Source organism: Bacteroides nordii, assembly GCF_019930665.1.
Lineage (GTDB): Bacteria > Bacteroidota > Bacteroidia > Bacteroidales > Bacteroidaceae > Bacteroides > Bacteroides nordii.
Genome location: NZ_CP082886.1, coordinates 5,461,059 through 5,473,748, shown reverse-complemented (window position 1 = coordinate 5,473,748; position 12,690 = coordinate 5,461,059). Strand labels below are relative to the sequence as shown.

8 protein-coding genes are annotated in these 12,690 nt (G+C 41.1%); all 8 read right to left on the bottom strand.

The window, feature by feature from the left end; genetic code table 11:
* Positions 1-224: 224 nt before the first annotated feature.
* Positions 225-3,227 carry a LamG-like jellyroll fold domain-containing protein gene (locus tag K8P02_RS21025; protein ID WP_223381787.1) on the bottom strand — a complete coding sequence of 1,001 codons (3,003 nt, stop codon included), beginning with the start codon at positions 3,225-3,227 and terminating at the stop codon, positions 225-227.
* 239 nt (positions 3,228-3,466) lie between these two features.
* On the bottom strand, positions 3,467-4,765 hold the full coding sequence (locus K8P02_RS21020) for a glycoside hydrolase family 88/105 protein (protein WP_025866762.1): 1,299 nt from the start codon (positions 4,763-4,765) through the stop codon (positions 3,467-3,469).
* Positions 4,766-4,785: 20 nt separating this feature from the next.
* Positions 4,786-5,595, bottom strand: coding sequence for a rhamnulose-1-phosphate aldolase (gene rhaD, locus K8P02_RS21015; RefSeq protein ID WP_002559058.1), 810 nt, complete (start codon positions 5,593-5,595; stop codon positions 4,786-4,788).
* 152 nt (positions 5,596-5,747) lie between these two features.
* Complete coding sequence (gene rhaT / locus K8P02_RS21010; protein WP_025866761.1) at positions 5,748-6,779, bottom strand: L-rhamnose/proton symporter RhaT; 1,032 nt, start codon at positions 6,777-6,779, stop codon at positions 5,748-5,750.
* A 121-nt stretch (positions 6,780-6,900) separates the two neighbouring features.
* Complete coding sequence (locus K8P02_RS21005; protein WP_182416605.1) at positions 6,901-8,160, bottom strand: L-rhamnose isomerase; 1,260 nt, start codon at positions 8,158-8,160, stop codon at positions 6,901-6,903.
* Positions 8,154-9,611 carry a rhamnulokinase gene (gene rhaB, locus K8P02_RS21000; RefSeq protein ID WP_007483728.1) on the bottom strand — a complete coding sequence of 486 codons (1,458 nt, stop codon included), beginning with the start codon at positions 9,609-9,611 and terminating at the stop codon, positions 8,154-8,156. Before rhaB ends, K8P02_RS21005 begins: the two co-directional genes overlap by 7 nt.
* Positions 9,612-9,628: 17 nt before the next feature.
* Entirely contained in the window at positions 9,629-11,053 is a 1,425-nt protein-coding gene (locus K8P02_RS20995) for a glycoside hydrolase family 28 protein (protein WP_196039443.1), read from the bottom strand.
* A 96-nt stretch (positions 11,054-11,149) separates the two neighbouring features.
* Positions 11,150-12,679 (bottom strand): glycoside hydrolase family 28 protein, encoded by a 1,530-nt coding sequence (locus K8P02_RS20990; RefSeq protein WP_002559053.1) that lies wholly within the window; start codon positions 12,677-12,679, stop codon positions 11,150-11,152.
* Between the last annotated feature and the right edge of the window lie 11 nt (positions 12,680-12,690).

Sequence of the window (12,690 nt, the reverse complement as noted above, 5' to 3'; positions counted from 1 at the left end):
CACTAAATATCCTACCAAGATCAATCTGCTTTCCTGTAGAATATTGCCCTTCCCCTATGAGGAGATACAACAATCAATGATTATTCTTGATACATAGGATCAATACAGATTTTCGCAAAGAGTAATACAAATAATGTACCTACCGAATTATCATTCCGTTTTTAAGTACTTAGCAGAAATTCCGTTAAAAAATAGCCTAAAGTAAACCAACGAAGTAAAGTGTGTCATTTTTTCAAAGCTGTCTTAGTTATTACACCTGTAGAAGTTTCTACAGACACAACATAAATACCGCCAGCCAATCCATTCAACTCACCGATGTAAGCTGTACCATTATCAGCCTTTACTTCACGGGATAATGCCAGCCGACCGGAAGCATCGTACAGGCATATCTTAACCGAAACCTCTTCTTGCGGAACTACTATATAAAAGTGATTGAAGAACGGAGAAGGATAAATGCCCAGTTCACTGTTTATAGCGAGTTCCTGGTTGATACTGGTAGGAATACCTGCTGTATTTCCTGTTTCAAACAGATTGGCAACTTCCTCTGCCATTAAAGTTCCACGGAACAGCTTAAGTTCGTCTAATGTTCCAGCAAACGGTTCATTGAGTTTTTCCATCACATTACCAAAAACAATGCCCACTTCAGAATTCATATAAGCACGATTGGAATCTCTTTTTCCCAAGAGTTTGCCATCACAATAAGCAATCAATGCCTGTTCCTCATGGCTACGTACAAATACTAAATGATGCCACTCATTATTAAAGATATTTTTGAATGCATCACCCGATACCAACTTTATCTCATGCTTTGTTCCGTTCTGACTAACCGCAAAGTAAAGTTCATTGTTACGTATTTCCGCACCGCACCATCTTGCCTTGCCTTTACTATCTTTAAATGTACCTTTATGGAATAAGAATCCTTTTCCATCTACGGGACAAGAACCATCAGACTTCACCCACATAGATACAGAGAACGAAGCTGCCGGGTCTGCCGTACCACTCCCCCCTTCAAATTTCATTCTTTCATAATAGGGTACAGAGATACAAGAGCCGGTCACCACGTTTTCCAACAAAAGTCCCTGTTCATTTTTTCCTGCTACGTAAGTTGGCTCCAATTCAACCAATTCGGCATCCTTTGCTCCAGCAACATCCGCAAAATTCTTTAATGTCCCGTCTAATGATAAATACATGACCGGTTCTTTTGCATCCAATGTTTGAGTAATGAAACTCCAAACTGTACCTGTTGTTACTTCGTTTTTCACATTAAGAGCATCAACACGCCAATAATAAGTCTTTGAAGGATCAGCTTTCAATGTTAATGAAGTAGCTTCCTGTGCTTCTGCACCAGAGATACATTCCAATTTATTCTTTTCTGTACCGGCATATACCTTATAAGTAGTAACACCATTATCAGGATGCGTTTCGTTCTTCCAGGAAAGTGTGATATCTTTCGAAGCATTAAAAGAAAGGATAGCATCTATCTCCGGAGACGGTTCAATACATTGATCAGGTGCTACAAGCAAGCGCTTTGTTGCTACTTCCAACACATCGGAATATACCGACTCCGTTGTAGTATTATAAGCCTTAAGACGGAATGCACACAGTACGCCCGGTGTCAGATCTGAAACAGTATGAGAAGTAGTATTAACCGGTAATTTTGCCACTTCTGCAAAGGTACCCTGTGCATCACGTTGCTCTAATATATAACCCTCTTCTTCATCTGAATAATCTTTCCAGGAAAGTGTAATAGTAGTATGATCCGCTGTTGCTTCCATCGTTGAAGGGCATGCCAAGAAAGGCATCGGTGCATCAATACTATTAATGTAATTTTCGATATTGGCATAACCGTTAGCTGCAATCTTCATAGCGTCTGTCGGATCATTCTTGTCGAGACCATTCTGCTCCTCCCAAGCATCAGGTATACCGTCATTATCAGTATCCGGAAGTTTTACGCCTCTCAAGATTTCACCTGGGCCACGGGTCGGCAATGACATTTCCGTATCTATTATCTGCCCTTTAGTACCTAAAGACGTCAATTCATCAATCATATATGCATCCACCTCATCACGTACAGGAAGAGTCGCTCCTACGTTACTAACAACCCAATGATAAGCTTCTTCAGCCGTCATCTTAGCACCAATTACCGGATGTTTCTCTGAGGGTCCATCCAAAAATGTAGGTGTAAGTTGCTGACCTCCTTCAGGGATAGCACTGTCTGGTTGATAACGGTTACAATCCTCACGTGTCAATAAACGTCCATCCAACTTACCATCTCTGTTATTGTCAAAGTAATTACCTGCAAAATAAGTTACAAAAGCAGGTTTAGCACGTGTAAAAGGGACAGTCGGTCTAAAAGACTGGGTAACGGGATTTTCAGGAGTCCCTCCATTATAACGTACCAGATAGCGTTCACTCTTACCTTCAATAAAATAATTATTCTGAATATCAGCAAGTGAAGCCGCATCTGTATCCCCCATAATATAAGCACCACCATCACCCCAGTTATAGATTACATTATTAACGAACTGATTAAGCCCTTTCACTTTATTATTACGTGTTTTGTTATCAATATAGAGGTTACGGAAAAGTGTAATACCATTCTCATCAGAGGTCTGCATCAAGCCACCGCAAGAGTGGTCCCACAACCCCTGACCCATAATTGAGTTCTGAATAGTGATATTACGGGGCTGATCATCCGGACGTTTAGAGTCACCATTGATGGAGAAACATTCATCAGTACCCCAGGTCACCGACAAATGATCAAAAATCATATTTGAACCAAAAGCAACTCCAGCTGCATCTACATATCCACCCGGAGATTCCTCATAACCATAACGTACTCGCAGATAACGGCAGATAATATTATCTGCTCCCGAAAAAGAGACACGATTTCCATAGATCACAATACCATTTCCGGGAGCTGTCTGAGCTGCAATAGTCAAATTCTTAGCAAAAGGAATAACTGATTTGGCATGGATTACACCCGACACATCGAAAACCACAATTCGATTAGGTTGGCTCACTGCATCACGCAAAGAACCTTCACCCGAATCATTCAGGTTAGTCACGTGGTAAACCTCGCCATAACGACCACCAACAGCATAACGACCAAATCCTTCTGCACCTGGAAAAGCTAATTGTGGTTCGGTAACAGACTGTGCCGTCACAGGCAAGAGAGGAAAAAGAGCCAAAGCAAAGGTTCCCACGATTGAAGTAAAGTTTTTCATATTATTATATATTAAATGACGAGGCAAAAATAGGCAATGAGAGAAAAGAACATATTATTGTTTTTGGCACTTTAGATATAAATTTTGATTATCACCATACAGACACTAAATTCAAAACCAGAACAACACAACAAACAATAATTAATAAATACAATACTACCCCCTTCTTATAAGTATATTACACTTATAAAAGAGGGTAATAAATAAAAAAGTAAAAAGCTATTTATTTAAAATATATATTACTTTTTCAATACTATTTTATCGTACTGCTCTTCCGCCTTTATTTCAGAATATTTCGGTGCATCAATCATTTCAATCAACGCACGAAGTACGGGGCCTTCCCCCATCGGATCATTCTCTTGAGTTGGACGATTGTAATAATAAGAGATAGAAGGCATAATACCTGTACCTACACAAATAGCAGTCACATCTCCCTCATCCGTTATCTTCTTCATCATGCCTTTCAAACCCTGCTCTGCTACATAAATAAAGTCAGGATGTAACCAACCTTCTTTTACACCACGGGCAATACCAAAAACAAACATGGCTGTCCCAGTGATCTCTTCGTACGAATCTTCTTTATCAAGCAACTGATGCCACAAACCATTTTTCCCCTGATAACGGGCGACACCGCTGGCCTGTTTACGGAAATTCTCAATAACCGCCTCACGCATCGGATGATCTTTCGGCATCATGCTAAGCAAATCGGCCTGTGCCATAAATACCCATCCATTGGCACGACTCCAATGAGCAACGCCATGTTCCTTGTTATCGGTATGGTAACAATGATAATAGATATTCTTTTCCGGACACCACAAATAACGGGTGTAGTTCAGCACCTGATTGGCAGCATCATTGAAATACTTTTCATCACCAGTCATTTTCCCCATACGGGCCAGGAAAGAGATAGCCATGAAAGCGTCATCTGCCCAGATTGTATTGACATGCGGCCAAAGACGGGCAATCGTTCCATCTACCAGGCGAGGCTCGGCATAATTCAAATGATCTGCCGTCTCATTCACATAGTTAAGAAAGGCCTCATTAGGGTGACGCATCTGTAAATCAATCAAACTGGCACCCATCGGCCCATTATCATCCAAACGTTTAGCACGGAAAATCATATGCCAGCTTAATTTGCGAATCGCATTCCAACCTCCTTCTTTGAAAGCTTGATCATACTGGCGACGGAAAAAATCAAGATTACCTTCATTGAAGACAAAATTCATATTCTTCAATACATACTTGTCATATTTCTGGTCGCCTACTTTATCGGCAAGTTCCATCAATGCGATATTAGTGACCCCATTCGTGTAGTGCCAGTTATTGTATTTACAAGCCACTTTCACATCCATTGACAGAGGAAGTTTTTTTACAGATTTGTAAACCTCTCCAGTCTTGGTGTTCTTAAATTCGTACGTAGTACTATCAAGTATCCGATCGGCAATTTTCACAGCAGCCTCTTTTGCACTCATTTTAGTCTGAGCGGAAAGAGAAATAGTACACAAGAAAAGAGCACAAGATATAAAGATTCGTTTCATGGATATAACTGCTTTGATGATTATTTAGGTAAATTGAACGCTGTTGTCATTTCACGCATTTGTTCCTGACTCATACCATCAGGAACAAAGCCCATATTACGTGCATTAATATAGATCTGAGCCGATTTGCTTAATACATCAATCTGATCAAACGCATCCATAATATCTTCACCAACAGCACAGGCACCATGTTTTTCCCACATCACTACATCATAATCGTCTAACTCTTTAATTGTGGCCTCAGCCAATGCTACAGAGCTTGGCAATGCATACGGAATAATACCCAAACCACGCGGACAGAAAGCCTTTGTTTCGGGTATCATACTCCAAAGCAGATTGGTCAGCACGTCCTTCTTCAGGAAAGGTTCATGATGCGTCATAGCAATTAGCTCAATAGGATGCGTATGAAGAGATGCTTTATAGGTAGATCCTTTACTAATCAGATAATTGTGCATGCACAAATGTGACGGAAGTTCAGAAGTCGGTTGTACAGGTTGGTCGGCTATAATGACATAGCTGGCACAATCATCGAGAATACGAATGACAGAACCGTGTTCCATTGGCCAACGAGCCAAATCACGCATACGCTTGTTGGTTCCTTTGCAATAAAAATAACACCCCTTCAAATAAGGAAGTACAGTACCAATAGCCTTCACTTCACTAATAGGAGCCAGAGCGCGGATTTCATCATCAACAAATTCAGTAATATTCACTACGATATTACCACCATTACGTTCGGCCCATCCTTTTTGCCAGAGGTATCCGGCTACCTCAGCGGCTTTGTTCACTTCATTTGTAAGAGCCGGACGATTTTCTAAAATTGATTTCATCTTTATTATTTACGATTTAACGATTTACGATTAAAAAACAAAATGATTTACGATTTGACGATTTACGATTTGACGATTGAAGTTACCTGATTTATTATTGGTTACAGACATTTTTCAATCGTAAATAGTAAATAATAAAATCGTAAATTCCTTTAGACTTGTGCCATAGCAACCACTATAATGGAAGAGATGAGTATCGCCAACCCTAAAATCAATGTCCCGATTGTTGAACAGCTTGCCCCTTTCCATTCTTTGAGAATAATCCCCCAAACATTACTGAAAGTAACATTTAAAGACATCAGGATACTCCAGGAGAATGCCAGCAAAACAGGACTATCTACCAGAAAACTCTTTCCCATTTCCAAACCAAAGAACTGAGAATACCATAGTACTCCAGCCAATGCACAAAATAACAAATTATTAATCAACTGACCTCCTTTAACAGAGAAATATTCTTTACCCGTTTTGTTTTTAATATTCTGTTGAATACAATATGCAGCATTAGTGCAGAAACCACCAAAAGTAACAAGGAAGATAACAGGCAGCCCTGCATACAGAGCTTCTACACCACCGTTAAGAGCTGCTTCTTTAATAGGAGTTCCCGCATCCAGCCCGAGGGCAAAACAAGCACTCATTACACCTGCCAGTAAAGCGACCAACAGACCTTTAGTTAATGCAAAGTCCTTTACGGCCACTTTTTTCTCTTCCTCAGTCATATTTTTGGAACGTAAACTACCGGCATAACCGATTACCGCAATACCGGCTAACGTGATACAGACCCCAATAAGCAACATCAATCCATCACCATGAAACAAATCCTTTCCGGCAAAAATAGCAGGGAAAAGAGTACCGAAGCCGGCACAAGTCCCTAACGCAATACTCTGCCCGAGAGCTATACCAAGATAACGCATACTAAGTCCGAACGTAAGTCCTCCAACACCCCACAACACCCCGTAGATAATAGCAGGAAGAGCTCCTCCTGAGGCCCATAACTCAATAAGGCTACTTCCCCCAGGAACAGCCAATAAAGCCCCTAACAAAGGAAATAAAAGCCATGCAAAAATCCCCTGCACCAGCCAAAAACTTTCCCAAGACCAGTTTTTTACTTTATTTATAGGCACATACGAGCTACTCTGTCCGAAGCTTCCAATGGCAATAATAATGAGTCCTATCAGTGTATTCATGTATATTAGTGATTAGTTGATTAGTAATTAGCGATTAGCGATAAATAAGTGACGAGTGATAAGTGATAAGTAACAGCGAAACCCGCTAATCACTCATCACTTATCACTAACCACTAATTCACTACGCCCCTCTTTTTGAAGTTACTTCTACCTCGTATTTCTCTATTTCTGCGATAAAATCTTCACCTACAGGAACATTATTCTTCAGACAGAACATATCCCAAACAGCATTCCACGGAAGTGATTTCGATTCTTCGAGCAGAGCAAGGCGCTGAAATAATTTATCGTCAGCTTCGTATTCACGAAGTTTAGCAATCGGTTCAAGTAAACCTTGCAGAAAACATTTCTGTGTGGCACGGCTACCAATAACATATGCTCCGATACGGTTAATGCTGGCATCAAAGTAGTCCAGACCGATATGTACACGATCAAGTGCATTGCAACGTACAACTTCTTTTGCCAGATCCAATGTTTCATCGTTCATGATAGTCACATGATCACTATCCCAACGAACAGGACGACTAACATGCAACATAATTTCGGGTGTGTAAAGCAGCAAAGACGAAATCTTGTCGGCTACACTCTCAGTAGGATGGAAATGACCGGTATCCAATGTTACCATTTTATTACGACTTGCCCCGTAACCAATATAGAAGTCATTAGAGCCTACCGTATAACTCTCTAGGCCAATACCAAATACTTTTGATTCAATACAGTCCTTCATATGCTTATAGTCAATGGCAAAAATCTGATCCAGAGAATCTTTCAGCAATTCACGATAACGTAAACGATTCACAGTAATATCTTTACTACCATCGTGTACCCACAAATTCATAATACAAGGATCACCCTGGCGTTTACCCATCTCCTCAGCTATAGCACGACAACGCTTAGTATGCTCTATCCAGAAGTCACGAATTTCTTTGTCCGGATTTGACAAGGAAAGGTTTCCACTTTTTGGATGAGAGAAAGAGGTAGAATTGAAATCCAATTTCATTCCATGTTCTGCTCCCCACTGTATCCAACTTTCAAAATGTTTCGGTTCTACCTGATCACGGTCTACAAACTGTCCTCCAAAATCACCATAGATTTCGTGCAAATTCAGACGGTGTGTACCAGGTATATATGAAGCAGCTTTCAGAATATCTTGTCTAACTTCCTCTATATTACGTGCTTTACCCGGATAATTACCAGTAGCCTGGATACCTCCGCTCAATGATCCGTTTGATTCGAAGCCAGCCACATCATCTGCCTGCCAGCAATGTAAAGACAATGAAATTTTCTGTAAATCCTCAAGAGCTTTATTAGCATCAACCCCCACAGCCGCATAACGTTCAACAGCTACGTCATAAGCTTTTTTAATCAATTCTTCTTTCATGATATTATATGTTTAAAGTGAATATAAGCCGTATCCCAATTCTCTGAATTTTGCGGTTTATAAGTTTTCAAAGGAATAGAGTTGTGAATAAGTTGTCGCATTCCTTTAATATCTTCCGCCTCACCTGCTGTCATAGCCTGTATCATAACATTTCCAATGGCAGTAGCCTCCGAAGGACCGGCTATAACCGGAATCCCGATTGCATTGGCAGTAAACTGATTCAATAGCTCATTCCGGCTTCCTCCGCCTATTACATGAAGCGTCTCTATAGGCATAGGAGACAAATTACGTAGATTATCCAATACCTGACGATAGCGAAGCGCCAGACTCTCAAAAATACAACGTACAATTTGTCCGCGTGTTTCCGGTACAGGCTGATTGGTTTCTGCACAGTACCGACAAATCGCCTCCTGCATATCAGCAGGATTGGCAAAACAAGCGTCATCCGGATTAATCAGACTACGAAAAGGTTCAGCTTTCTCGGCTTCAGCTATCAATTCCGGATAAGAAATGTTTTCCCAACCTGTACGACAACGCTCGAGTAGCCACATACCACATATGTTTTTCAACAGACGAATCGTACCTGCTACTCCACCTTCATTGGTGAAGTTCAACCGTTCTGTCTCTTCTGTGATTACCGGAGCATCTGTTTCTACTCCCATCAGTGACCACGTACCACTACTTAAATAAGCAAAGTTACGATTCAACGCCGGAACGGCAGCTACAGCAGAAGCAGTATCATGTCCTGCTACAGCGATAACCGGAATAGCTCCCAGACCAGTGAGTTTCTGTATCTCTTTTGTCAACACTCCTACTTGTTCACCCGGATAAACAAAGCGTCCAAAATGTTCTTCAGTCAGTCCGACCACTTTCAACAATTCCGGCTCTAACTTCCGGGTTTGGGCATTGACCAACTGTGCCGTACTGGCGATAGTGTATTCTGTCACCATTTCGCCTGTCAACATATAACTCAAAGCATCCGGAATAAATAATATTTTATCGGCAACAGCCAACGCACTGTCACTATTGCCACGCAGCGTATCAAGTTGAAACAAAGAATTAAAATTCATCACTTGAATGCCTGTCAAACTATACACCCGGCTGCGGGGAACGCGGGTAAAGAGAGCTTCCGGCGCTCCATCCGTATGAGGGTCACGATAAGCATAAGGCTGACGCAGCAAATGTCCGTCTTTACCTACACAAACAAAATCAACCCCCCAGGTATCAATGCCAATAGAAGTTATAGATACATTCCGTTTCGCCACCAGTTTCAGTCCATCTATAACAGACTGGTATAGAGCATAAATATCCCAATAGTAATGTCCTCTTACTTCAATAAGCTGATTGGGAAAACGATTTATCTCTTCCAGCTCCAATCCCTTATCCGAAAAGGAGCCTAAAATAGTACGTCCGCTGGTAGCACCCAGATCGACCGCAAAAAAAGAGTTCTTCATGTCTGTATTATACGTGTTTATTTTGTGATATCTACATTCTTGTTATGTTCAAGTTTCAGTTTACTTTTAGCATTTACAGAAAAGTTATTCATCTTCCAGTCTTTTGCCCATGAAATGGTTCCTGCGTTCTCTCCACTGAAATGTACATTATCAAAGTCAAATCCATCAATTGTACTATTCTCTATACCAGACACCTTGATACAGGTTTGTGCGTTAGTGGCAGTAACATTCATAAAATGTACATTACGGAATTTGGGAGTTCCTTGTTTAGGATCTACCGGAGTCAACATCTTAATCCAGTGTGTCGGAACATTTTTTTCATCGTAACCTTCAGGCAACTTTGAAGTACTGTAAGCCGGATGCCAGTTTAAATCAACCACAAACGGATCGCGTACTCCAATCATTTCAATGTTACAGAGATAGATATCCTCTATTACACCACCACGCTGACAAGTACTCTTGAAACGTAATCCGTATTTTGTGCCCATACCTGTCATATTATAAGCCACAATATTGTTGATACCACCCGAAGTTTCGCTGCCACAAGTAAACAATCCGTCTCCATGTCCGGCAATGCAATCACGAATCACGACGTAACGGCAAGGACGATTCACCCGGAGACCATCACTGTCACGGCCTGCTTTCAGACAAAAATTATCATCATTGCAATTGATATTCGAGTTTTGTACCAATATATATTCTGAAGAGTCGATGTCTATGCCATCTGTACTGGGACCACGACCTTCAATATTATTACTAATAATAATTCCGTCAACAGTAACATATTTACTATATAAAATGTGTAAACTCCAGAAACCCGGCTGATAAAGCACTATGTTTTCTACTGTTACATTCTCACATTCGGCGATAAGAATACCTCGCGGACGTTCACAATCATAGTCAACAATCCAGCGTAACCCTTTCGGATCGTATTCTTTCCGCATCGAACGATACTTATCCCAGAAAACTTTGCCGCGACCGTTAATTACTCCATCACCGGAAATCGCGGCATTCTTCTTACCTATTATATTGACCAATGCCGAAGGCCAGTTCATTTCTACACCGGCCACCCGGGTATCTATTTTCTTATAATCATCAATGTCCTGCGAACCGATAAGCGTAGTTCCTTTAGGAATATTAAAATTGACATTATTACCTACAAAGAGAGCACCGGTCAGATAAATTCCCGGACTAAAAGTAACAATACCTCCTCCTGCCTGCTCAGCAGCGTCAATTGCTTTCTGAATAGCAGTGGTATTCATTTCCAATGCATCTCCTTTGGCACCGTAATCGGTTACATTATAAACGGTTTGTTGTACAGGAAAAGTCTTAGCGCCAACCTCCTTCATCCAAGGGAAATCGGGGATATTAGCAGTTTGTGCTGTAACGTTGAAACTTATAACAGACAGGAATACTCCTATCAGGCAAGTCAGGTTCTTCATGGTATACATTCAATTATTGTGAGTAATACTTTTAATGATACAAAAATAGGGGATTCCTCCCCTATTTGTGCTGCACGTTTTGATATAAAGGGTGTCTTATTTGACAATTTGGCTCACTCCTTCACAAAAGCGGATAATGAACTTTTCACCTTCTTTATTATGTATTGTCACATTCTTCAAAGTAATATTGCGACTATAAATAAATTCGGCTCCTATCTGAGAAGTAATATCCAGATTATCAAGCGTTATACCATCAATTGGCATCTCTGGTATACCATTAAAAAACAGCGCTCGGCGTGCATTGGAACATACCAGATTCGAAATATGAATATTACGAAAACAAGGAGTAGTATCGTCTACCGGCAACGGGTCAACTTTAGCAGGAATCTTCTCACCACTCTCTAATACTTCAACAGCAGACTTACCTCCATAGTAAAGATTGAAAGTCACAGGTTCCGTCGGAATATCCATCATAGAAACGTTACGTATCCAGATATTCTCAACAACTCCCCCGCGTCCCCGCTTACTCTTGAAACGCAGTCCGACATCCGTCCCCAAAAACTGACAGTTACTAACGGAAACATTACGTACTCCACCACTCATCTCGCTGCCTACAACAAAACCGCCATGTCCTTTGAATACCGTACAGCCATCTACTACAACGTTCTCACAAGGACGGGCACGACGACGTCCGTCTTCATCCTTTCCACTTTTCAAGCAGATACCATCATCTCCTACATCAAATGTAGAATTCACAATCAGTGCATTTTTACAGGATTCCAAATCAAGCCCGTCGCCATTCTGAGCATAACTCGGGTTACGTACCTGTATATCCTCTATCAAAACATTCTCACACATCAGAGGGTGTAGGTTCCATGCCGGAGAATTTTGAAAGATCACCCCTTGGAACCAGACGTTTTTACACTCTATCAGACTTACCATCACCGGACGCAGGAAATGACGTACGCTCTGCCACTCTTCCTCCGTCTTTAAATTCTGAGGTACATTCATATTGCTGATAGTATCTCCTTTAAGTGTTTGCGGATATGGAAACCAATAAGTAGGACGTTTATAAACTCCTCCCCGGGCAATGGTTTGTTTCCAGACACTTTCTGTCACTTTCTCACGTTTCAAAGGACGCCAATAATGACCGTTTCCATCTATTGCTCCTTGTCCGGTAATAGCTACATTAGTCAGATTACGTCCCGAAATAGGCGACTGGCAACGGCGAGTGTCTAATCCTTCAAACACAGTTTCTACCAACGGATAAAGTTCAACATCCGGAGAGAAGAGAATCACAGCCCCTTTCTCAATATGAAGATTAATATTACTTTTCAGAACAATAGGACCGGTCAGCCAAATACCTGCCGGAACAATCAAGTACCCACCTCCACGAGCCGATAATGCTTCAATAGCCTTTGCAAAAGCATCAGTACAAAGTTCCACCCCATTACCGACAGCACCAAAATCCGGCAGAAACACCTTCAGACTAGGAAACTGGGGTGCTTCTACTTTTGGCATTGTAAAGGGAAGTTTTTGGTATATTTCTTCATATTTATAAGTTTGTGCCCAGGACGGCAATACCGTCCATGCACAAAGAAACCAAACAATTAAAATTCTCTTCATTCGACTTTATT